Annotated in this window: 20 protein-coding genes and 1 pseudogene; 7 read left to right on the forward strand and 14 right to left on the reverse strand. The window is 70.6% G+C overall.

Features of this window, described 5'->3' with window-relative positions:
- Positions 1 to 147 precede the first annotated feature (147 nt).
- Positions 148 to 1,098: a GlxA family transcriptional regulator gene (locus ACFY0D_RS38840; protein ID WP_390802585.1), complete on the reverse strand. Its 951-nt coding sequence runs from the start codon at positions 1,096 to 1,098 to the stop codon at positions 148 to 150.
- Between the two features lie 116 nt (positions 1,099 to 1,214).
- Here ACFY0D_RS38840 and ACFY0D_RS38845 point away from each other — a divergent pair, with 116 nt between their 5' ends.
- Complete coding sequence (locus ACFY0D_RS38845; protein ID WP_390802586.1) at positions 1,215 to 2,276, forward strand: saccharopine dehydrogenase NADP-binding domain-containing protein; 1,062 nt, start codon at positions 1,215 to 1,217, stop codon at positions 2,274 to 2,276.
- A 94-nt stretch (positions 2,277 to 2,370) separates the two neighbouring features.
- Entirely contained in the window at positions 2,371 to 3,372 is a 1,002-nt protein-coding gene (gene hemB / locus ACFY0D_RS38850; protein ID WP_390802587.1) for a porphobilinogen synthase, read from the forward strand.
- A gap of 532 nt (positions 3,373 to 3,904) precedes the next feature.
- Here hemB and ACFY0D_RS38855 read toward each other — a convergent pair.
- Both ACFY0D_RS38855 and ACFY0D_RS38860 read right to left on the reverse strand, forming a co-directional pair.
- On the reverse strand, positions 3,905 to 4,480 hold the full coding sequence (locus ACFY0D_RS38855) for a hypothetical protein (protein WP_390802588.1): 576 nt from the start codon (positions 4,478 to 4,480) through the stop codon (positions 3,905 to 3,907).
- 229 nt (positions 4,481 to 4,709) lie between these two features.
- Positions 4,710 to 5,423: a hypothetical protein gene (locus ACFY0D_RS38860; protein ID WP_390802589.1), complete on the reverse strand. Its 714-nt coding sequence runs from the start codon at positions 5,421 to 5,423 to the stop codon at positions 4,710 to 4,712.
- 338 nt (positions 5,424 to 5,761) lie between these two features.
- On the opposite strand from ACFY0D_RS38860, the gene ACFY0D_RS38865 reads away from it, so the two are divergent.
- The gene (locus ACFY0D_RS38865; RefSeq protein WP_030722627.1) at positions 5,762 to 6,034 is read left to right on the forward strand and encodes a DUF1876 domain-containing protein; all 273 of its coding nucleotides are present in this window, start codon (positions 5,762 to 5,764) and stop codon (positions 6,032 to 6,034) included.
- A 44-nt stretch (positions 6,035 to 6,078) separates the two neighbouring features.
- Here the strand turns inward: ACFY0D_RS38865 and ACFY0D_RS38870 are convergent, their stop codons facing one another.
- Positions 6,079 to 6,834, reverse strand: a complete 756-nt coding sequence (locus ACFY0D_RS38870) for an ABC transporter permease (RefSeq protein WP_390802590.1) — start codon at positions 6,832 to 6,834, stop codon at positions 6,079 to 6,081.
- Positions 6,831 to 7,766: an ATP-binding cassette domain-containing protein gene (locus ACFY0D_RS38875; RefSeq protein ID WP_390802591.1), complete on the reverse strand. Its 936-nt coding sequence runs from the start codon at positions 7,764 to 7,766 to the stop codon at positions 6,831 to 6,833. The genes ACFY0D_RS38870 and ACFY0D_RS38875 overlap by 4 nt, the downstream gene beginning before the upstream one ends.
- A gap of 101 nt (positions 7,767 to 7,867) precedes the next feature.
- On the opposite strand from ACFY0D_RS38875, the gene ACFY0D_RS38880 reads away from it, so the two are divergent.
- Positions 7,868 to 8,650: a TetR/AcrR family transcriptional regulator gene (locus tag ACFY0D_RS38880; protein WP_390802592.1), complete on the forward strand. Its 783-nt coding sequence runs from the start codon at positions 7,868 to 7,870 to the stop codon at positions 8,648 to 8,650.
- Positions 8,651 to 8,652: 2 nt separating this feature from the next.
- On the opposite strand, the gene ACFY0D_RS38885 is transcribed toward ACFY0D_RS38880, so the two are convergent.
- From ACFY0D_RS38885 to ACFY0D_RS38900, 4 genes are read right to left on the reverse strand one after another with little or no spacing between them, the layout of a single operon-like run.
- A complete protein-coding gene (locus ACFY0D_RS38885) occupies positions 8,653 to 9,423 on the reverse strand; it encodes an alpha-ketoglutarate-dependent dioxygenase AlkB (RefSeq protein WP_390802603.1) in 771 nt (256 codons plus the stop codon).
- The gene (locus tag ACFY0D_RS38890) at positions 9,407 to 10,639 is read right to left on the reverse strand and encodes a hypothetical protein (protein ID WP_390802593.1); all 1,233 of its coding nucleotides are present in this window, start codon (positions 10,637 to 10,639) and stop codon (positions 9,407 to 9,409) included. Before ACFY0D_RS38890 ends, ACFY0D_RS38885 begins: the two co-directional genes overlap by 17 nt.
- A gap of 37 nt (positions 10,640 to 10,676) precedes the next feature.
- Entirely contained in the window at positions 10,677 to 10,922 is a 246-nt protein-coding gene (locus ACFY0D_RS38895) for a DUF397 domain-containing protein (protein ID WP_390802594.1), read from the reverse strand.
- Positions 10,919 to 11,704, reverse strand: a complete 786-nt coding sequence (locus tag ACFY0D_RS38900) for a helix-turn-helix domain-containing protein (protein ID WP_390802595.1) — start codon at positions 11,702 to 11,704, stop codon at positions 10,919 to 10,921. The genes ACFY0D_RS38895 and ACFY0D_RS38900 overlap by 4 nt, the downstream gene beginning before the upstream one ends.
- A 152-nt stretch (positions 11,705 to 11,856) precedes the next feature.
- Here ACFY0D_RS38900 and ACFY0D_RS38905 point away from each other — a divergent pair, with 152 nt between their 5' ends.
- Together ACFY0D_RS38905 and ACFY0D_RS38910 are read left to right on the forward strand one after the other, a co-directional pair.
- Entirely contained in the window at positions 11,857 to 12,255 is a 399-nt protein-coding gene (locus tag ACFY0D_RS38905; protein WP_390802596.1) for an ATP-binding protein, read from the forward strand.
- A gap of 252 nt (positions 12,256 to 12,507) precedes the next feature.
- On the forward strand, positions 12,508 to 12,699 hold the full coding sequence (locus ACFY0D_RS38910) for a hypothetical protein (protein ID WP_390802597.1): 192 nt from the start codon (positions 12,508 to 12,510) through the stop codon (positions 12,697 to 12,699).
- 182 nt (positions 12,700 to 12,881) lie between these two features.
- Here ACFY0D_RS38910 and ACFY0D_RS38915 read toward each other — a convergent pair whose 3' ends face one another.
- The 4 genes from ACFY0D_RS38915 to argS all read right to left on the reverse strand — a co-directional run bounded on the left by ACFY0D_RS38915 (position 12,882) and on the right by argS (position 19,563).
- A complete protein-coding gene (locus tag ACFY0D_RS38915; RefSeq protein WP_390802604.1) occupies positions 12,882 to 13,679 on the reverse strand; it encodes a VOC family protein in 798 nt (265 codons plus the stop codon).
- A 114-nt stretch (positions 13,680 to 13,793) separates the two neighbouring features.
- Positions 13,794 to 15,929 (reverse strand): hypothetical protein, encoded by a 2,136-nt coding sequence (locus ACFY0D_RS38920; protein WP_390802598.1) that lies wholly within the window; start codon positions 15,927 to 15,929, stop codon positions 13,794 to 13,796.
- Positions 15,930 to 16,153: 224 nt separating this feature from the next.
- The gene (locus ACFY0D_RS38925) at positions 16,154 to 17,641 is read right to left on the reverse strand and encodes a hypothetical protein (protein WP_390802599.1); all 1,488 of its coding nucleotides are present in this window, start codon (positions 17,639 to 17,641) and stop codon (positions 16,154 to 16,156) included.
- 152 nt (positions 17,642 to 17,793) lie between these two features.
- On the reverse strand, positions 17,794 to 19,563 hold the full coding sequence (gene argS, locus ACFY0D_RS38930) for an arginine--tRNA ligase (protein ID WP_390802600.1): 1,770 nt from the start codon (positions 19,561 to 19,563) through the stop codon (positions 17,794 to 17,796).
- Between the two features lie 169 nt (positions 19,564 to 19,732).
- Here argS and lysS point away from each other — a divergent pair, with 169 nt between their 5' ends.
- Positions 19,733 to 21,460: a lysine--tRNA ligase gene (lysS, locus tag ACFY0D_RS38935; RefSeq protein ID WP_390802601.1), complete on the forward strand. Its 1,728-nt coding sequence runs from the start codon at positions 19,733 to 19,735 to the stop codon at positions 21,458 to 21,460.
- A gap of 89 nt (positions 21,461 to 21,549) precedes the next feature.
- On the opposite strand, the pseudogene ACFY0D_RS38940 reads toward lysS, so the two are convergent.
- Positions 21,550 to 22,335 (reverse strand): annotated as a pseudogene (locus ACFY0D_RS38940) (hypothetical protein); the annotation flags it as partial.

Raw genomic sequence — 22,335 nt, forward strand, 5'->3', positions numbered from 1 at the left:
GTTTAAGGCCGGATCGACCGGTCGCAGAGGGGCCCGGGTGCGGTGAGCGCCCGGGCCCCTCTCGCGTACCCGGGCGCAATCGGTTTGCGGACGGCCAGTGGCGGTGGAGGTGGAGGAACGGACCCGCCGGATGAGGGTGCGGGCCCGTCAGGCGGGGTTCGTGCTGCGGAAGGCGCGGCGGTAGCTGTCGGGCGGGACGCCGACGACCCGCTTGAACTGGCGGCGCAGCGTCGTCGCCGTACCCATGCCGGTGGCGACGGCGACCGCCTCGATCGTCTCGTCCGTGGCCTCCAGCAACTCCTGCGCGCGGCGGACGCGCTGGGTCAGCAGCCATTGCAGCGGGGTCTGGCCGGTGACCGCCCGGAACTGCCGGCCCAGGTGGCGCGGGCTCGTACTGGCCCTGCGCGCCATGTCGGTGACGGTCAACGGCCGGTCCAGCCGTTGCTGGGCCCAGGCGAGCAGCCCGGCGAGCTGGTGGTCGCCGCTCGTGACCTGCACCGGGGTGGCCACGAACTGCGCCTGGCCGCCGGGCCGGTGCGGCGCCATGACCAGACGGCGGGCGATGGAGTTGGCGACGGCGGTGCCGTGGTCGAGGTGGATCAGGTGCAGGCACAGGTCCACGGCGGCGGCCTTGCCCGCGGCCGTGAGCACGCTGCCGTTGTCCGTGTAGAGCACGTCCGGGTCGACCTCGGCCAGCGGATGGCGTGCGCTCAGCTCAGCGGCGTGCGCCCAGTGGGTGGTGGCCCGCCGCCCGTCCAGCAGGCCCGCGGCGCCGAGCACGAAGGCCCCGGTGCACAGGGAGGCGACCCGGGCACCCGCCGCGTGGGCCGCGCGCACGGCGTCGACCAGCTCGGGCGGCGGCGGCTCGTCCACGTCGGCGCAGGCGGGCACGATCACGGTGTCGGCCCGGACCAGCCGCTCCAGGCCGTGGTCGGGCTCGACGGTGAACGGGCCGACGCGCACCGGACCGGGGCCGCAGAGCAGTACGTCGTACCAGCCCTGCGGGGCGTCGAGCGGGGGATTGCCGAAGATCTCGTAGGCCACCGCCAGCTCGAAGTGCAGCATGTGACCGGCGGCCGCCAGGGCGACAGTGGGCATGTCCGAAAGTGTACGGGTGATGTCGTTCCGGACCATCACGTTCGGGCACGGCCCGCCCCGAGACTGGGTTCACCAGGACGACGGGGACGACGAGGACGACGAGGACGGGGAGAACGATGAGCACGGTGGGCAGCACGGACCGCAGAGCGGGTACGACCGGCGCGGTGGTGGTCTACGGGGCGACGGGACACACCGGCCGTTTCATCGTCGCCGAGCTGCGCAGGCGCGGCATCGCCACCGTCGTCTCCGGCCGCGACGAAGCCCGGTTGGAGGCGCTGGCGGCCGGAGGCGCGGACGTGCTCGTCCGCCCGGCCACCGTGGACGACCCGGCCTCCCTGGACCGGGCCCTCGCCGGAGCGGCGGCCGTCATCAACGCCGCCGGACCGTTCGCGGTGACGGGCGGCCCGGTCGTCGAGGCGGCCCTGCGCGCGGGGATCCCCTACGTCGACGTCGCGGCGGAGATCGAGGCGAACGCGGCGATGTTCGCCGACCACGCGGAAGCGGCCCGCAAGGCGGAGGTGCCCGTGGTGCCGGCCATGGCCTTCTACGGGGGCCTGGGCGACCTGCTGGCCGGCGCGGCCATGGGTGAGCGGACCGCGGCGGACGAGGTGCACATCGCGTACGGGCTGAGCAGCTGGCAGCCCACCGCGGGCACCAGGACGGCCGGCGCCGTCTCCCACGAGCGCCGCGGGGGCCGCCGGGTGAGGTTCACGGACGGCGCCCTGCAGTACCACGACGACCAGCTGTCGGAGCAGGACTGGGTCTTCCCCGAGCCGCTCGGCCGGCGGTCGGTGATCGCGGAGTTCACCATGGCCGATGTCGTCACCGTGCCCAGCCACGTCACCGTGCCCGAGGTGCGTACGTACATGGCCGTGGAGGCCGCGCGGGACCTGGCCGGGGCGGACACACCGGCACCGGAGGCGGTCGACGACCTCGGACGGTCGGACCAGACCTTCGTCGTGGACGTGCTGGTCCGCGCGGGCGGCGTCGAACGCCGCGCCACCGCACACGGCCGGGACATCTACGCGGTCACCGCGCCCCTGGCGGTGGAGGCCGTCGAGCGCATCCTGTCCGGGCGCACCCGGACGACGGGCGTGGCCTCGGCCGGGGCGATGTTCGACGCACCGGACTTCCTGCGGGCGCTGGCCCCGTACCTGTCGGTGGAGGTCTCGGGCTGACCGGCTGCCGGTCGCACGGGTGGAGCCCGGGAGCGGGGGGCCCGGGCTCTACCCTTGTGCGGACTGCTGTCGATGCTCGAAGAGGCGACTGAAGATGAGTGCGTACGGATCCTTCCCCGGTTCGCGGCCCCGCCGGCTGCGCACCACCCCGGCGATGCGGCGGATGGTCGCGGAGAACCGGCTGCACCCCTCGGACCTGATCCTCCCGGCCTTCGTCCGGGAGGGCATCAGCGAACCCCTGGCGATCTCCGCGATGCCCGGCGTCGTGCAGCACACCCGGGACACGCTGCGGAAGGCCGCCGTCGAGGCGGTCGAGGCGGGGGTCGCCGGGATCATGCTGTTCGGTGTCCCGGCCGACGAGAACAAGGACGCGCTGGGCACGGCGGGCACCGAGCCGGACGGGATCCTGCAGGTCGCGATCCGCGACGTGAAGGCGGAGGTCGGCGACGACCTCGTCATCATGTCGGACCTGTGCCTGGACGAGTACACCGACCACGGCCACTGCGGTGTGCTGGACGAGCACGGGCGCGTCGACAACGACGCGACGCTGGAGCGCTACGCCGAGATGGCGCAGGTCCAGGCGGACGCGGGCGTCCACGTGGTCGGGCCGAGCGGGATGATGGACGGGCAGGTCGGCGTCATCCGTGACGCGCTGGACGAGACCGGGCACGAGGACGTCTCGATCCTCGCGTACACGGCGAAGTACACGTCCGCCTTCTACGGTCCCTTCCGCGAGGCCGTCGCCTCCTCGCTGCAGGGCGACCGCAAGACGTACCAGCAGGACCCGGCGAACGCCCGGGAGTCCCTGCGGGAGCTCGCCCTCGACCTGGAGGAGGGTGCGGACATGGTGATGGTCAAGCCGGCCGGTCCCTACCTCGACATCCTGTACCGGGTCGCGCAGTCGGTGGACGTTCCGGTGGCGGCGTACCAGATCAGCGGCGAGTTCGCGATGGTCGAGGCGGCGGCGGAGAAGGGCTGGATCGAGCGCGACCGCGCCATCCTGGAGACCCTGCTCGGCATCAAGCGGGCGGGTGCCGACACGATCCTCACGTACTGGGCGACCGAGGTCGCGGGCTGGCTGCGCGAGACGCGCTGAGGGGGGCTGAGGGGGCTGAGATGCGCTGAGACGCGCTGAGGGGGGCTGGGGCGGGGCGGGGCTGGGCTTCGGGGCGGGCGGGAGCCGCTCGGGCGGCATCGGAGAGGCGTATGGGGGTTTCCCGGCGGTCTTCGTCTCTCCGGTTCGGGCCGGTCCCTCAAGGGCGCTCGTTCCTCGCGTCGCTTCGCGATGGCCTTCGGCCACCCTTGACCGACCGTCCCGCCCCGGACATACGAAGACCGCCGGGAAACCCCCAAAGGAACGGGCCGGGTGTTCAAGGATCAGGACGGGACATCAGAGATCCGCGACCTGGTCGGGCGCGGGGCTCGGTCCCGAGGCGGGGCCCATTCGGACCGGTCGCCGGGTCGGGGCAAGCGCATCCGATCGCTACGCGCTCCTCACCTCTCAGCGTCTCCAGGCCGTCCTGGGCCGGACAGAGGCCGCCCACCACCTTGGGTGCTTCTCGTCGGAGGCGTCCGGCGCCTGTTCGGGGAACGAGCTTTGCCCCACCGCAAGGCGGTGGGGCAAGCGATCAGCGGACGATGATGTCCGGGGGCGGGGCCGGAGCTTCAGGAGCGGGCGGGGCCTCTTCCACCGGGGCCGGTGCCTCAGGTACGGACGGGGGCTCCTCCGCGGGGGCCGGCGCCTCGGGAACGGACGGGACCTCTTCCACGGGCGGCGGCGGGGCCGGTGCCTCGGGGACGGACGGGGGGCTCGTGTCGTCCTTGGGGACTTCCGGCGCCGGCTTGTCGGGGCAGGGCGGGCCGTCGTTGCCGTTGGTCCCAGTGCCGTTGGTGCCGTTGCCGTTGCGGCCACCGCAGCGGCCCCTTCCGCCGCGTCCGGTGCCGCCGGTGCCGGTACCGCCCGGAGCCGTACAGACCTGGGCGTCGCCGCCGGTCCCGTCACCACCGTTGCCGTTACCGCCGTTGCCGGGAGCGCAGTAGTCGTCGTGGCCGTGCTTCTTGTGGTCGCCGTGCTTCTTGTGACCGTCGCGCTTCTTGTGGCCGTCATGCCGTCCGTGGTCGCGGTCGCCGTCGTGCCCGCTGTGGTCGCCACCGACGACCTGAATCGTCGGGGCTGCAACCGCCGCACCCGCTGGGATCAGCACACCGGCACTGAGGAGGACAGAGGCTGCTGCTACAACCAGGCTGCTCTTCCGCGGACTACTCGTCATGACAGTTTCCATTCCTTTTCCGCACGCTCCCGGTATTCGAGAACGAAAAGTCTTGTTGTTTACAGGGGCGGATCTGAATTCGATGGTCTGCGGCTCGGCTGGGCGGCGTGTCCACCACCCAGCCGGATCGCGTACTGACTCGTCGCTGTCTGGTCGTCAGCTCCTATTCACCAGTCGCGTCACCGCCGTTGCCGTCGCCGCCGGTGTTGTTGCCCGGGCCGGAAGCGTCGCCGCCGTTGCCGGTGCCACCCGTGTTGTTGCCCGGGCCGGAAGCGTCGCCGCCGTTGCCCGTGCCACCGGTGTTGTTGCCCGGCCCGGTCGCGTCGCCGCCGTTACCCTCGCCGCCCTGGTTGGTGCCGGTACCCGTCGCGTCGCCGCCGTTGCCGGTGCCACCCGTGTTGTCGCCGGGGCCGGAAGCGTCGCCGCCGTTGCCGGTGCCGCCCGTGTTGTTGCCGGGTCCGGTCGCGTCGCCACCGTTACCCTCGCCGCCCTGGTTGGTGCCGGTGCCAGTGCCGGTACCGGTTGCGTCGCCGCCGTTGCCGGTGCCGCCGGTGTTGTTGCCCGGGCCGGAAGCGTCGCCGCCGTTGCCGGTGCCGCCCGTGTTGTTGCCGGGTCCGGTGGCGTTACCGCCGTTGCCGTCGCCGCCCTTGTTCGTGCCGGTGTGCTTGACGCACTTGGGATGGTGGGGGTGCTTCTTGCAGAAGTGCTTCTTGCCGACGACCTCCACGTGCGAGACGGACCCTGTGGACGCCGTCGCGGCGGATGCCGGAAGGATGACTCCTCCGGCGATCACAGCGGCCGCGGCGACGACCGTTGCAAGGCGGAAGCCCCGGCGCTTAGCACGGTCGCTGTCGTGGGTCGAAACGATGCTGGTCATGGCATTCTCCTATGCTGGATAAATTCATCGGTGTGCCCGGAAAACCGGGGCGAATGATGCGGTCCGGTGAGAGAAGAGGAATTCTCGGCCTCGTTCTTTTCCCGTTGGCCCGCACTTCAAGTAGGCCCCACCGGCAAAGCCAGGTCAGGTTCCGAAGACTCGGGACTTGTCAGGGGCCTCAGGGGCGAGTACGGGCGCCGGACGCCTCCGACGGGGATCTCCCTGGGCATCCCCGATGCCGTCCGAGCCGCGGCTCCCGCCCCCCGAAGCCCCGCTCGCGCTCCTCTCCCCTCAGGCGCACCCTGGAGGGAAGGGTGACCCCCTGGAGGTGATGCACCATGGCCACGCTCGTCGGGTGGCATGTGGAGCTCGAATTCACCGAGGAGGGCCACCGCACCAGTGCGGCGGCCCTGGTAAGACTCGGGGACGGCTCCGAGATCAAGGCGCGGGGCTATGCCTTGCGTCATCCCTCCGACCCGGAGCAGCTGAGGGTCGGGGAAGAGATCGCGGGCGCTCGCGCGCTCATGGATCTCGCGTCGCAGATGTTGCAGAAGGCCCACGCCGAGATCGATGAGGCCACGGGCCGCCACTCCTACCCGCTCAACAGCTGAGCGGCAGGCTCACAGGCCCGCTGAGGGGCTCCGACCGGAGCCCGTCAGCGGGTTCTGCCGCGGAAGAGGACCGCCGCCAGGGTCATGGCCACGGCCGTGATGCCGGCGCACCAGGTCAGGGCCACCCAGGGGGCATGTCCCGCGGGCTGCGCCAGGAGCAGTGCGCGCAGGGATTCGATCACGGGGGTCAGCGGCTGGTGGTCGGCGAAGCCGTGGAGCCAGCTGGGCATGGTGTCGATGGGGACGAAGGCGCTGGACGGGTACGGCAGGAACATCATCAGGAAGGTGAAGCCGCCCGCGGCCTCCGGCGTCCTGGCGAGCAGCCCGAGCGCGGCGGCCAGCCACGAGATCGCCGTGATGTACGTCAGCAGCAGGCCGGCCGCGGCGAGGAAGGCGGCCGGGCCCGCCTGCGGGCGGAAGCCGATCGCGAGGGCTACGGCGAGGACCAGGGCGGTGGAGATCAGGTTGCGCACCACCGAGGCCGCGACGTGCCCGGCGAGGATCGGGATGCCGCCGACATCGAGGGAGCGGAAGCGGTCGATGACGCCGTTCGTCATGTCCTCGGTGACGCTGACGGCGGTGGAGGCCGCGCCGAAGCCCGCGCAGAGGAGCATGGCGCCGGGCACCACGTACGTCACGTACGCCGTGCCGGTGTCGATGGCCCCGCCGAAGAAGTAGACGAAGATCAGCATCAGCATGACGGGCAGCATCAGGGCGGCGATCAGCGCGTCGGGCCGCCGGCTGCTGATCCGCAGGCTGCGGCCGGCCAGGGCGAAGGCGCGCACGGGCGTGGCGGTCATCGGGTGGCTCCCGTCAGGGCGAGAAAGACGTCGTCGAGGGTGGCGCTGCGCAGGGCGAAGCGGCCGATGTCGGTGCGGTGCGGGTCGAGTTCGTCGAGCAGGGCCCGGACGTGGGCGGCGGTGCCGTCGGTGGGCAGGCCGAGGGTGAGCTCGTCGGGGGCGAGGTGGACGGCGCGCGCGGCGAGGGCCTCGTAGGCGGCGGCGGTGGTGAGGGTCAGGTCGAGCCGGTGGCCCGCGACCCGGGCCTTCAGCTCGGCCGGGGTGCCCTCGGCGGCGATGCGACCGTCGGCGAGGACGGCGACGCGGTCGGCGAGCCGGTCGGCCTCCTCCAGGTACTGGGTGGTGAGCAGCACGGTGGTGCCGTCGGCGCGCAGTTCTCGTACGAGTTCCCAGAGCTCCTGGCGGCTGCGCGGGTCGAGGCCGTTGGTCGGCTCGTCCAGGAAGATCACCTCCGGGCGGGAGACCAGGCTGGCGGCGAGGTCGAGGCGGCGGCGCATGCCGCCGGAGTACGTCTTCGCGGTGCGGCCGGCCGCTTCGGTGAGGCCGAACCGGGCAAGGAGCTCGTCGGCACGGGTGCGGGCGGCGCGCGGGGAGAGTCCGGCGAGCCGTCCCATCATGCGCAGGGTCTCGGTGCCGGTCAGGAGCTCGTCGACGGCGGCGAACTGGCCGGTGAGGGCTATGAGTTCGCGGACCCGGGAGCGTGCGGTGGCCGTGTCGTGCCCGGCGACGCGGACGGTGCCGGAGTCGGCGGCGGTGAGGGTGGCGAGGATCCGGACGGTGGTGGTCTTGCCGGCGCCGTTGGGGCCGAGGAGGGCGAGGACGCTGCCGCGCGGGACGGCGAGGTCGATGCCGTCGAGGACGCGGAGGTCTCCGTAGGACTTGGTCAGGCCGGTGGCGTGGATGCCGAGGTCGCCGGAGGCGTGCGTGGTCATGGGGGGTGGTGCTCCCTTCCCAGCTTCTGCGTATGCCTTACGCTCTTCTGTGTAAGTAATACACAGAACTAGGATGGGGGTCAATCGAGGAGTGGGCGGTCATGGCGGACGAGGACAGCGGGACCGGGCTCCCGGCCAGCCTGGAAATGGCCTGGGGTCTGCGCGAACGCCCCGGCAAGGGGCCGCGCCCCACGCTCACGCTGCCGAGGATCGTGGAGGCGGCGGTGGCGCTCGCCGCTGGTGAGGGCATGGACGCGGTCTCCATGGGCCGGGTGGCCAAGGAACTGGGCGTCTCGACGATGTCCCTCTACCGGTACGTCGCCGCCAAGGAGGAGCTCTACGTCCTCATGTCGGACGCGGGGGTCGGCGCCCCGCCGCCGCTGCCGCCGGAGGCGGAGGGGTGGGGCTGGCGCGAGCTGCTGACGAACTGGGCTTACGCGCAGCGGGCCGTCCTGATGGCCAACTCCTGGATCCTGCGCATCCCGATCACCGCCGCGCCGGTCTCCCCGAACCAGCTGGCCTGGATGAACCGGGGCCTCGCGTCGATGGCCGGCACGGGCCTGAAGGAGAGCGAGAAGCTCTCGACGATCATCCTGATCGGGGGCCTGGTGCGGAACGAGGCCACGATGGCCGCCGACATGATCGACGCCATCGTGAAGTCCGGGGTCGCCCCGGAACAGGCGCTCGGCCAGTACGTCCGCACGCTGCGGCTCATGACCGGACCGGACAGCCACCCCGCGGTGACGCGGCTGCTGGACTCGGACGCGTTCAGCGGCTCCGGCGAGCCGGACTTCCAGTTCCGCTTCGGCCTGGACCGCATCCTGGACGGCCTGGAGCCGCTGGCGGCGGGGCGGCCGGGGGCGGCTTCGGCCGGCCGCCCTTGAGGTCAGACGGGCGGCAGCAGATCGCTCTCGCTGACGGTGTACGTCAGCGGGGGGTAGATGAAGTCCGTTTCATCGTTCTCGCGGCGCCGTAGCCGGTAGAACTCGCGCCTCTGTTCGTCGTCGGCCGATGTGAGGCGTGCGCCCTGCGGCAGGTACGCCTGTCCGTCACGAAACCGAACGAAGGTCTTCGACGTCCGGAACGTCACGCCCAGCCATGGGTTGTCCGCCGTCGGGACGGGCGTGTCCAGCACGATCTTGTGCTTGAACCGTCGATTCGAGTCGACAGAGAACGCGACGACACTGTTGTGGGTGAGAGGGATCTCGAACGCGTCGACACCGGACCCCTTTGATTCGAATACCAGCTTCCGTGGCGGGCTCGCTTCGGGATGCCGGTAGCAGGAGAAGACGGCGATGAACGACTCGTCGGCCAGATCCAGGGCTTGGTCGGAATGGCTCCCCATGGTCCTGTAGGCATTCGTGTAGCTCTCGATGAGAGCGTTGTTGAAGCCGACCGGGATCGCCGCATGTTCTTGAATCTGTTGCGCCAGCCGTTCGTGCACCGCGCGGAAACGCTGCGTCGGGCTGCTGTATTGAGTGGTGGTGCGCACGAGAGGCACACCCTCCGCCTCGTCGACCCTCGCGAGCACGGCGCCTTGCCGGCCTTTTCCTGCGGATTCCAGACGGGCCGACGTGGACAGCTCCGCAAAGAGATCCTGCCTGGCCGGAAACGAGTGCGAGATGATCTCGTCCGAGATCCTAGACTCGGGGGGCAACATAGTCTCCCGTGTTCATGCTGAAGAGGAACTCGTCGCCGTAGTCGATGAAGGACGAGGTCCTGTTCTCCTCGGCGTACAGCCTGCGCAGCTCGTCCATGCCCTCCGGTGTGGGCGGCCCCAGCTTCACCACATCCCCGCCCGCTTTGAGGAAGGTGTGGCCGTTCTTGTGAACGGCTTCGGCGCTCGAACAGCGCACCACGTATCCCAGGCGGGTCGGGAGGGTCTCGGCGCCCAACGCCGAGGGCAGGATTTCGTGGGTATACAGACGGTTGGTGGACAGCGGCATGAAGAACACGGAGCCGGGGTAGAGCGTCAGCGCGAACTGCGGGGGGAGCGCGGCCCCGTCGCGTTCCCCGATCGGCTCCTTGAGGCGAAAGCGGATTCTGGTCAGCCCACTGGCACGCTTCACACCGTAGTCGAAGGCGTCTTCGGCCAGGGGCTGCAGCTTTTCGAGCCCGTCATAGAAGGTACAGAAGGCCATGACGCCATTGACGGGCATGTCCTTGGTCTTGTCGGCATGGGCCGATATCTTGGCCTTGGACTGCTTGCGCTCGGCCGTGGCAAGGGTGTTGTGGTAAATCTGCGCGAGGACATGATTCAGCGGCGCCTGGCCCCGGAAGACGGTGGCGGCCTCGCGATTCAGAGCCTCGACGATGCGGGTGTCGGTCGCGCGAAAGCCCTCGGTCGGCCCCGAGAGATTCGTGGAGCACCGGAGCAGACGGAAATGCAGTGCGTCACCGTCCTGCTCGACGGGCGTCAGATAGATTCCGCTGCGATGGGCTGTCCCGGGCTTGGTGGACTCCGTCAGGGACTGGAAGGCGTGCTCCGCACGGATCCGTCCGAAGTGATCGGCGTCGAGGTCGAAGAAGCGGCGGAAGTACACGCCGGCGCCGTGCACCCGGAGCGGAACACGGCCGACATCGACGAGGGTCCAGGGTGTGCCGACGTCCTCGCGGTAACCGCGCGACAGCTCCCGGACGACGAACACCCGGTCCGCCGCATCCAGTTGGCGGCAGCTGATGCCGGATACGTCGCCACACAGATAGACGGTCTTCCGTGCGAGGTCGGGCGTACCGGAAGCGAGGTCCTCCGGCGTGATCACGGACCCGAAGAAGTCCCTGGTCAGGTCGTTGTCCTGCAACGTCGAAGGCGCGACGAGTATGTTGCTCGCGTCATCGATGCAGGCTTCCGTCAGCTCTGTCGGGTACGTCAAGTGGCACCTGCCCCTCGCAGATCTTGTCCCGGGTGGGCTATCGAGCAAGCCAGCCGGTCAGCGCCGCCCAGCTCGCCGGGGCGAGAGCCAGGATCGGCCCGTCCTGGACCTTCGAGTCCCGGACGTGGACCGTGTCCCTGCCGGGGGCCACCTCGACGCAGGCGTCGCCGTCGCCGCCGCTGTACGAGGACTTGTACCAGGCCACGGCAACTTCCAGGCAGGCGTCGCCTTCATCGCCGCTGTAGCTGGACTTGAACCACTTCAGTGCGGTCGTGGAACTCATGTCTCTCCTAGCAGGCGGCCCAACAGGCCCTTCGTCTGCTCGGTGTTGAGGGCCTGAGTTCGCAGCATCGCATACTTGCGCGCGAGGATGCTGACTTCATCGGGGTCAGAGATCAGCAGGCTGCCGCGCTGGGTTTCGGCGTAACCGAGGTGCTGGTGGTCCGGGGTTTCCAGGAGAATGAACGGCCCGTTGAGTCCAGCGTGCGTCGTTTGGCCGAAGGGCAGGATCTGCAGAGTGATGTTGGGCAGTTCCATGCAGCTGAGCAGATGGCGCAGCTGCTCCCGGTAGATCTGGCTGCCGCCGATACGGACTTGGAACGCAGCTTCCCAGAGGATGAAACTGATACTGGGCGGAACCGCGCGGTGCAGGATCTCGTGCCGAGCGATGCGACTCACCGTCAGAGCCTCGACCTCCTCCTTGGGATGGGCCGGCACACGGTTGCGGAACAGCGCACGCGCATGGTTCTCGGTCTGCAGCAGGCCAGGGATGCGAATGGACTCGTACCAAGACAGCGCGATAGCGCGCTTTTCGAGGTCCATGTACTCCTCGGCCCAGGGCGGAATCGTATCGATCAGGGGCATCTCGTTCGCAGCCACGGTCAGCAGCCCCGGCAGCCCCAGGTGCAGATCCATGAGCTCGGCGACGTTCGGCATCAGCGCGCGCCGGCCCTGCTCGATCGACGCGATGGTCTCCGCGTCCAGGCGGACCAGCTCTCCCAGCTGCTTCTGGGTCAGGTTCTTGGCGATGCGGGCTGCGGCCACCATCGCGCCGACCATCTTCATGGTCGTCGCGTTCGGCCGTACTCGTTTCCTCGGTGGCATGACAGCGAACTCCCCACCCGTGCAAGCGGAATACCCCGTGCAGACCCGTACTCATCAAGGAGTACGGGTTGGCGCTCAGCCACACGCTAGTCACGCAACGCGACGATCGTCCCGTGAATCCAACTATTCAGGCGGCGCTCATGCGCGAGCGTCTCTACCTGCGCTCACCCCGAACCGTCGCAGCTGCGCGCCAGTTCACACGTGACACCTTGCGGGCGTGGGTGGTGACCGAGCGCCACGACGAGATGTTGCTCTGCGTGAGCGAGCTGGCCACCAACGCCCTGCGGTACGGCGTCCCGCCCGGCCGCGGCTACCTGCTGCGGCTGTTCGGCTTCGAGGATGCGACCGTCCGCATCGAGGTGCACGACGGCGGGCCCGGGCTGACGCGGATCAGCGACCGGCCGCACGGCCGGGGCCTGGCCCTCGTCGCCGCGCTCGCCGACGAATGGGGGGCGCTTCCCCGAACCCCGGGGAAGGTCGTCTGGTGCGAGTTCCGGATCGGACGCCCATGACGCTTTTCCCTGAATAATCTTTCCTGAAATTCATAATTGGAAATGAATCCCACGGTCAAGAGATTCGTTTCTCTATGGATGATAGCGCGTGAGGTGACCTAAAGTGCCGACACGGCGGCGTGACACGCCCGAATTCCTGGTATTCGGTGAGTAGTATTCCCTTGTTCGGATCGCGATCCCATGTGCAGGTTCGCCATATCGGGCTCATCGCGTAGGGGGTCACGTCATCTCCACTCCAGAAAGAAGGCTGTCATGGCCACCATCCCCAGCAGCGTGAACACGTTCCAGGACAACTGGCGCTTCTGTAACCACTGTTACTCCCTGTGGTGGAACGGTCGCCCCGACAACGGAGCCTGCCCCTCGGGCAACTCCCCGGACGGGCAGCACCACGGTCAGGGGAGCTGGAATTTCTACCTGCCGGCCGACTCCAATGACACCATCTGATCCGATCGGGTCAGAGCGTGCAGAATTCTCGTGGCCGCGGTCCGGTCGGAGAATGCCGCGTGGACGGTAATTGAGCGAATGCCCCCCGACTGCCGAAATCAGTCGGGGGGCATTCGCGTCCGGGATCCTTCCGCAGAAGGAAGAGGCGCACAGGGGGAACATTCCCTGTGCGCCAGGTCTTGTCAGGCGGGCTGCTCCGTGACCGTCGACGTGATCACCGCGAAGGGTCCGCCCTGCGGGTCGGCCAGGACGGCCATGCGGCCCGCCACCATGTCGAAGGCGGGGGCGAGGACGGTGGCCCCGGCCCGTACGGCGGCGGCCTGGATGTCGTCGACGTTGTCGACCTGGAAGTACGGCAGCCAGTTCGGCGGAGTGCCGGGCGGCGACTGGTCCAGGTTCATCATTCCGCCCACCACGCGACCGGAGGCCTTGAACTCCGTGTAGCCCTCGGCGCCGGGCATGTGGGAGGCGGCCGTGGTGATCGGCAGGATGGCGGAGTAGAAGGCGGCGGCGGCGGGGACGTCGCTGGTGCTCAGCTCGTTCCAGATGAGGGCGCCGTGCTCGTTGACGATGCCGGCGCCGTCGAAGGAGCCCGGCTGCCACAGGCCGAACACGGCACCGGTCGGGTCGGCGGCGACGGCCATGCGCCCGAGGTCCATGACGTCCATCGGGCCCATCATGACGGTGCCGTGGGCGTCGGTGGCGGTCTTGAGGGTGGAGTCGATGGAGTCGGTGGACAGGTACGTGGTCCACACGGTCGGCGGCATCGGGTCCGGGACGGTGCCGTCCGGGTTCATCGCCTTCATGATGCCGGCGACCGGCCGGCCCTTGAGGGTGCAGACGGAGTAGCCGCCCTGCTCGGCCGGGCCGATCTCGCCCTGCCAGCCGAACAGGTCGCAGTAGAAGTCGAGGGCGGCCTGCTGGTCGGGGACCATCAGGTCGATCCAGCAGGGAGTGCCGGGCTTGTAGGGGCCGTTCATGTCGGGCACGGAGGCCTCCGGTGGTGGGTGGGGGGAAGGACGGGCCGTCCCCTACCCGGCCCGTACGGCCCGAATCGGGCCGTACGGGTGAAACGGGGCGGGGTGGGCGGGGCGTCAGTCGGTGCGGTGGCGGCGGCGGTGGCGGCCGGTGCCGACGACCAGGGCGGCGCCCAGGGCCAAGGCCGTCCCTGCCCCGCCCAGGGCCCAGCTGGTGGCCGGGTCGGCGCCGGTGGCGGCGAGCGCGGTGGCGCTGACGCTGGTCGGGACGGTGCCGGTGGCGCTCCCGCTGGTGGGGACGGTGCCGGTGCCGGTGCCGCCGTTCGGCTGCGGCAGGTTGCCACCGGGTGCACCACCCGGGGCGCCCCCTCCGGGGGTCTCCCCGCCGGGTGTGCCTCCGCCCGGGGTGCCGCTGCCCGGGGTGCCCCCGCCGGGTGTGCCCCCGCCGGGTGTGCCTCCGCCCGGGGTGCCGCCTCCGGGTGTGCCTCCGCCGGGGGTCTCCCCGCCGGGTGTGCCGCCTCCGGGGGTGCCTCCGCCGGGTGTGCCGCCCCCCGGAGTACCGCCGCCGGGGGTCTCCTCGCCCGGGGTGCCCCCTCCGGGGGTTCCTCCGCCCGGAGTCTCCCCGCCGGGAGTGCCTCCGCCGGGGGTGCCGCCTCCAGGAGTGCCCCCGCCTGGGGTGCCGCCTCCGGGGGTGCCTCCGCCGGGAGTTTCCGCGCCTGGGGTTCCCCCGCCGGGGGTCTCCGCGCCCGGGGTGCCCCCTCCTGGGGTGCCTCCGCCGGGGGTCTCCGAGCCTGGGGTGCCTCCGCCGGGAGTGCCTCCGCCCGGGGTCTCCCCGCCTGGGGTGCCGCCTCCAGGGGTGCCTCCGCCCGGGGTCTCCCCGCCTGGAGTGCCCCCTCCGGGGGTTTCCCCGCCTGGGGTGCCTCCGCCCGGGGTCTCCCCGCCCGGGGTGGTGGCCGGTGCCAGGAGGGTGGTGAGTTGGCGCTTCGAGCGGGAGCCGGCCCAGGGTGGGGGTGTTTCCGCGTCGACCTGGGACGTGCCCCAGCCGAAGAAGGAGACCGAGCCGGTCGGGGCGTCGGCGGAGAAACGGACGCGGACCGGGACGTCGAAGGCGGCACCCGCGCCGATCGGGCCGCGCACGAGGCCGCCCGCGAAGAAGTAGCCGTCCTCGTCCGAGGTGATCTCGACGGACTGCCAGGCCGCCGGCTGTCCGTCCGCGGCCGGCCGCAGGACCTCGACCGCGATCTGAGAGACCTGCATGGAGACGAAGTCGGGCCGGGCCAGGACCAGGCCCAGGTCGAAGGCGGCCAGCTCGCCCTTCCCCGCGTTGTCCACACGGACGGAGAGGTCCGTCCAGTCGCCGCCCGCACGTACCGATTCCGGGACCCCGCTCACCGTCAGGGCGGGGCCTTCGGTGAACAGCGGGTCCTCGTCGCCACCGGGCGCGCCGGCGATCCTGGTCGCGTACGAGGAGGTGGGGGAGTTGCCGGTGGCCGTCCCGACCCGGCCCGTGCCGTCCGCCGTCAGGTCGAACGGGACGACGGGGGTGTCCGCGGCGAAACCGATCCGCACGTCGATCGTCCGGACCTCGCCGACGGGGACCGCGGCGGCGCTGCCGAGGGCGTAGCCCAGCGTGGGGGCCGCGGTCTGGACCGGCGCGGCGGCCGTCCACGGCCCGCCCGCGGCGCGGTATTCGACCTTGATGTGGGCGGGCCCGAACTGCCCGGCGGCCTGCGAGACGCCCAGCATCGGGGTGTAGTCCGCCACGGCGACGTGGCCCGAGTTGTCGACGGTCACGGTGAGCGGGGTCCAGCTGCCGTCGGCCTTGAAGCCGGCCGCGGGGATGCCCTGGACCGTGACCTCGGGCCCCATCAGGATCCGGTCGGACCCGGTGTCCTGCTCGTCCTCGACGGCTTCGGGCAGCGCCTGTGTCTGCGGCTGAGGCTGTCCCTGCGTTTGCGGCTGTGGCTGTGGCTGTGCCTCGGGCGCGGCCGGGACGGCGGGTGCCTCCGGTGCCTCCGGTGCGGCCACGGCCTGTGCGGCGGGCTGCTCCGGGCCGGTGTCCTCGGCCTTTTCCTGTTCCTTGCCCCCGGCCTGCTCCTGCGGCGCTGCCTCCGCCGGTTCGGCGGTGTCCGCTGGTACCGCGTCCGGCACGGTCACCGCCGGGTGCTCCTCGGCCACCGCCGGTGCGGCCATCAGGAGCGTCTGGCCGGCCACCGCGGCTGCTGCCACGACGGCCATGCGCTTGAACTGCATGCTCTATACCTCCCCGGGCTCCGGACATCAGACCGGAGCCACCCCAAACCCCTTGGGAGGCGCCAAGGTTAGTGAGACGGGAGAAGCTTGCAGAGGGCTACAGGATTGCGAAATATGTACGGTCCCCCGACACTCCGGGAGTCCGGGTCCACGGGGCGGCCCGGCCGTCCCCGTACCCGGCCCGTACGGCCCGGATCGGGCCGTACGGGTGCGCGGGCGGTGCCTCAGGCGGTGGTGCGGCGGCGGCGACCGGTGCCCGCGACCAGGGCGGCGCCCATCGCGAGGGCCACGCCGGCGCCGCCGAGGGCCCAGGTGGTGGCCGGGTCGCTGCCGGTGGCGGCGAGCTCGCCACCGGTGGTGGCGGTGGTGCCGGTGTTGCCGGTCGTGCCCGTGTTGCCGGTCGTGTCGGTGATCGGCTTGGTGCCGCCGTTCGGCTTCGGCTGGTTGCCGTTCTCGCCCGTGTTCGGGGAGGCGGCGACGATGTTCGTCAGACGGGCCTTGGAACGCGAGTCCGCCCACGGCTCCGGGCTGTCCGGGCCGATGTTGGACGAGCCCCAGGAGAAGATGCTGAGGGCGCCGAGGGGCGCGTCGGCGGCGAAGCGGATCCGGACCTGGACGTCGAAGCTCTGGCCGGCCGCGACCGGGCCGCCCGCGAGATCGATGCCGAAGAAGACGCTCTCCTCCTCGGACCAGACCTCGGCGTCGTGCCAGCCGGCCTTGCCGTTCTTGTCCTTGCTCAGGACCTCGACCTTGATCTGGGAGGGCTTCATCTTGACCCAGTCGGGACGGGCCATGACCAGCCCGACGTTGAACCCCTTCAGGGCCTGCTTCCCGGCGTTGTCGACGTGGACGGACAGGTTCGTCCAGTCACCGCCCGCCTTGATGCTCTCCGGTACGCCGTTCACCGTCAGCGCGGGGCCTTCGACGAACGGGTCCTCGGGTCCGCCGACCGCACCGGCGATCCGGGTGCTGTACCAGGTGGCGGGCGAGTGGTTGACGTGGTTCCCGACGCGGCTCTTGCCGTCCGAGGCCAGGTCGAAGGGCACCACCGGGCTGTCCGCGGCGAAGGAGATCCGCACGTCGACCGTGTAGGCGGCGTCCTTGGTGACGGACGGGGCCGTCCCGAAGCCGTACTGGAGGCCGGGGCCGAGCTCCTCGCTCTGCACGAGCTTGGCGGCCTGCCAGGTTCCCCCGGCGGTCTTCCACTCGACCTTGATCTGCGAGGGCTTGAACTTGCCGTCCTCCTCGTAGACGGTCACGCTCGGCGTGTAGTTCGGCACGGCGATGTGGCCGGAGTTGTCGACCGTCACCTTCAGCGGAGTCCAGCCGCCGTCGGCCTTGAAGCCGTCCTTCGGGATGCCCGCGACCGTGACCTCGGGACCCATGAGGATCCCGTCGGACTCGGCGCCCTGCGTGTCCTCGTCGCTCTTGGTGTCCTTCGCCGCCTTCTCGGCGACGGGCGCCGGCTGCGGTGCGGGCGCCTGGGCGTCCGGGACGGCCGGCGCAGGTACGGGGACCGGCGCCGGGGCCGGGACCTGGGCGTCCGGCACGGCCGGGGTCGGCGTACCGGCGTCGGCGGCGTCGTCCTTCGGCGCCACGTCCGGGACGATGACGGCCGGCTGGTCGGCGGCCATCGCGGGCGTCGCGGTCAGGATGGTCGGGCCGGCCACGGCCACCGCGGCCACGGCGGCCATGCGCTTGATGCTCTTCACGGGTGTCCCCCCACTAAGTTTTGAACACGATCAGATTAGTGGGGGTGGCTGGATTGTGGTGGCCGCGGAGATCACGAAATGCGTACGACCCCGGCAGCAGCTGCCGGGGCCGTACACATTTGGCGCGGGATGTGCGGATCGAGCGAGCGAGGTCAGAGCTTCTCGGGGGTGCGGATGCCGAGGAGGGACATGCCCTTCTTCAGCGTGCGGGCCGAAAGGTCGCACAGGAAGAGGCGGTTCTCGACCTGCTCCGGGGTGTCGGCCTTGAGGACCGGGCACTCCGCGTAGAACGTCGTGTACAGCGACGCCAGCTGGTAGAGGTACGCCGCGACCTTGTGCGGGGCGTGCTCCGATGCCGCCTCGGCGATCAGCTCGCCGAACTGGTCCAGGTGCAGACCCAGTGCCCGCTCGGACGGGGCGAGCGCCAGCTCCGCGCGGGCCGCGGGCCGCGCGTCCCCGGACTTGCGGAGGATCGACTGGATACGGGCGTACGCGTACTGGAGGTACACGGACGTGTCACCGGTCAGCGACACCATCTGGTCCAGGTCGAACTTGTAGTCGCGCGCCGCCGAGGTGGAGAGGTCCGCGTACTTGACCGCACCGATGCCGACCTGGAGGCCGTTCTCGACGATCTCCTGCTCGGTGAGCAGGCCGCGGTCCTTGTCCTTCTCCCGCACGACGGCCGTCGCCCGCTCCACGGCCTCGTCGAGCAGATCCACGAGCCGGACGGTCTCGCCCTCACGGGTCTTGAACGGCTTGCCGTCCTTCCCGAGCACCGTGCCGAAGGCCAGCTGCACGGCCTTGACCTCGTCATTCAGCCAGCCCGCCCGGCGCGCCGTCTCGAAGACCATCTTGAAGTGCAGGGACTGCCGCGCGTCCACCACGTAGATCAGGGTCGACGCGTCCAGCACGCCCACCCGGTCGCGGATCGCGGAGAGGTCGGTCGCGGCGTAGCCGAAGCCGCCGTCCGACTTCTGCACGATCAGCGGGGTCGGGTTGCCGTCCGGGCCCTTGACGTCGTCGAAGAACACGCAGAGCGCGCCGTTGGAGCGGACGGCGACACCCGAGTCCTCCAGCAGCTTGCAGGTCTCGACCAGCATGTCGTTGTAGCCGGACTCGCCGACCACGTCGGGGTCCTGGATGTCCATGTCCAGCTTGTTGAAGACGGAGTAGAAGTAGATCTTCGACTCGTCGACGAACCGCTGCCACAGGGCGAGGGTCTGCGCGTCGCCCGCCTGGAGGTCGACCACCCGCGCCCGGGCCCGCGTCTTGAACTCCTCGTCGGAATCGAAGAGCGCGCGCGAGGCCTTGTACAGACGGTTCAGGTTGGACATCGCCTCCTCGCCGGACACCTCCTCGTCCGACTTGTGGTCCAGCTCGTGCGGGTGCTCCAGCAGGTACTGGATGAGCATGCCGAACTGGGTGCCCCAGTCGCCGATGTGGTGGCGGCGGATCACCTTCTCGCCCGTGAACTCCAGGATCTCCACCATCGCGGCGCCGATCACGGCGGACCGCAGGTGGCCGACGTGCATCTCCTTGGCGACGTTCGGCTGCGCGTAGTCGATCACCGTGGTGCCCGGGTTCGCCGCGAGCGGCACACCCAGACGGTCGTCGCCGGCCCGCGCGGCCAGGGTCTCGACGATCGCCCGGTCGGTGATGGTGATGTTGAGGAAGCCGGGGCCGGAGACCTCGATCTCCTGGATCAGGTCACCGGTCGCAATGCCCCCGACCACGGTCGCCGCCAGCTCGCGCGGGTTGGCCTTGGCCTTCTTCGCGAGCGCCAGGATGCCGTTGGCCTGGAAGTCGGCCCGGTCGCTTCGTCGCAGCAGCGGGTCCGCGCCACCGGCCTCCGGCAGGGCGGAGGCAAGGGCGTCCGCGACGCGCTGATTGACGGAAGAAGCGAGGGAAGGGACCGAGGCCATGAGCTGCCGTTCCTGTGAGGTTGTGCCGGTGGGTGCACTTGGTTGTTCCGACAAGTGCCGAGTATCCCATGAGGGGGCAACCCGTTTCCCGGTGGAAAAGCAACCTCAGAGCGACCCGTTCCGTCTGGGAGAATGGCTGAAGCCAGCATTCGAGATAGAAGGACGTGTCGTGGCTCAGAGCAGCACCGAGACCGACTGGGTCTCCCGTTTCGCGGACGAGGTCATCGCCGAGGCGGAGCGCCGAGCACCCGGCAAACCTGTCGTCGTCGCGTCCGGACTCTCCCCCTCCGGCCCCATCCACCTGGGCAACCTCCGCGAGGTCATGACCCCGCACCTGGTCGCGGACGAGATCCGCCGCCGGGGCATCGAGGTCCGCCACCTCATCTCCTGGGACGACTACGACCGGTACCGCAAGGTGCCCGCGGGCGTGCCCGGCATCGACGAGTCGTGGGCCCAGCACATCGGGCGCCCCCTGACCTCCGTGCCCGCCCCCGCCGGGTCCGCGCACCCGAACTGGGCCGAGCACTTCAAGGCCGCCTTCGTCGAGGCAATGGCCGAGATGGGCGTCGAATACGACCCGATCAGCCAGACCGAGCAGTACACGAACGGCGTCTACCGCGAGCAGGTGCTGTTCGCGATGAAGCACCGCGGCGACATCGACGCGGTCCTCGACCAGTACCGCACCAAGCAGAAGCCGGGCGGCAAGAAGCCCCAGCAGAAGCAGGTCGACGAGGCCGAGCTGGAGGCCGCCGAGGGCTCCGGCGCAGCCGCCGAGGACGACGGCAGCACCGGCGAGGGCGGGTACTTCCCGTACAAGCCGTACTGCGGCCAGTGCGGCAAGGACTTCACCAAGGTCACCTCGTACGACGACGAGACCACCGAGATGACCTACGTCTGCACCGAGGACGAGTTCACCGAGACGGTCAAGCTCAGCGAGTTCAACCGCGGCAAGCTGGTCTGGAAGGTCGACTGGCCGATGCGCTGGGCCTACGAAGGCGTGATCTTCGAGCCCTCCGGCGTCGACCACTCCTCGCCCGGCTCGTCCTTCCAGGTCGGCGGCCAGATCGTGCACATCTTCGGCGGCGAGCAGCCGATCGGACCGATGTACGCCTTCGTCGGCATCAGCGGCATGGCCAAGATGTCCTCCAGCAAGGGCGGGGTCCCCACCCCCGCCGACGCGCTGAAGATCATGGAGCCGCAGCTGCTGCGCTGGCTCTACGCCCGCCGCCGCCCCAACCAGTCCTTCAAGATCGCCTTCGACCAGGAGATCCAGCGGCTCTACGACGAGTGGGACAAGCTGGAGGCCAAGGTCGCCGACGGCTCCGTGCTGCCCGCCGACGCGGCCGCGCACACCCGCGCCGTGCGCACCGCTGCCGCCGAGCTGCCGCGCACCCCGCGCCCGCTCCCGTACCGGACGCTCGCCTCCGTCGCCGACATCACCGCCGGCCACGACGAGCAGACCCTGCGCATCCTGACCGACCTCGACCCGACGCAGCCGCTCACCTCCCTCGACGAGGTACGGCCGCGCCTGGACCGCGCCGAGAACTGGATCACCACCCAGGTCCCGGCCGACCAGCGCACCCTCGTACGCGAGGACGCCGACACCGAGCTGCTGTCGTCCCTGGACGACGAAGGCCGCGAGTCGCTGCGACTGCTCCTCGACGGGCTGGACTCGCACTGGTCCCTCGACGGGCTGACCACGCTCGTCTACGGCGTCCCGAAGGTCATGGCCGGCCTCGAAGCCGACGCCAAGCCGACGCCCGAACTCAAGGTCGCGCAGCGCACGTTCTTCGCGCTGCTCTACCGGCTCCTCGTGACCCGGGAGACCGGACCGCGCCTGCCCACCCTGCTGCTGGCGGTGGGCGCCGACCGCGTGCGCAAGCTGCTCGCCGTCTGACCCGGCCGACCACGGCCGGCCCGGCCGGCCCGGCACGTGGAAGGGCCCGCACCCCTCGGGGTGCGGGCCCTTCCCGCTGTCCGTGGCCGTCAGGCGATGTGCTCGGCCTCACGGTCCTTGTGGTAGCGCTGCTTGAACGCCGGGATCATCCGGCGCAGCAGCGAACCGCTGCGCGGGTGGGTCACGCCGTAACCGTCCGACAGGTGTATGTCGAGGGCCTCCGCCGACGGGTAGTCCTGCTTCTCGTCGACCAGCGCGCAGAACACCTTGTACGCCGCCTCGGCGAACTCGGCCTCGTCAGGCGTCTCGGGACCCTCGGCCGGAGCCTCCTCCTGGCGCGGAGCCGGGATGGAGAGCTCCTGCTGCGCGGGCTGCTCCTCGTCCGGACCCATCGGGGGCAGGACCGGGGTCGGCTCCAGGCCCTCCACGTACTGAGGGTTGTAGCCGCCCTCGTACGCAGCCTGCGGCGCAAGCGGCGCGGCGAACCAGGCGCTGTTGTGGGCCGCCGGCATGGCCGTCGGATCCACCGCGAAGGGCGGCGCGGTGTGCTGGACAGCCCCGGGAACGCCCGGCGCGCCCGGAACGCCCGGAACGCCCGGCGCGACGGGTGCACCGGCCGGGTTCTGCATCTGCTGCATCTGCTGGGCGGCCTGCTGAGCCTGCTGGCCCTGCTGCACGAGCCCGGGCGCGGCCGCCAGCGCCGGAGCCTGCTGGGCCTGCTGCTGAAGCTGCTGCTGGCCCTGCTGCTCCACCGGCGGCAGCACCGCCGGCTCGATACCCGTCGCCGCGAGCGCCTCCGCGGTCGTCTCCGCGAGCGGCACACCGATCTTGGCCAGCTTCAGCGGCATCAGCGCCTCCACCGGAGCCTTCCGCCG

Source organism: Streptomyces sp. NPDC001502 (genome assembly GCF_042894785.1).
Lineage (GTDB): Bacteria > Actinomycetota > Actinomycetes > Streptomycetales > Streptomycetaceae > Streptomyces > Streptomyces kutzneri.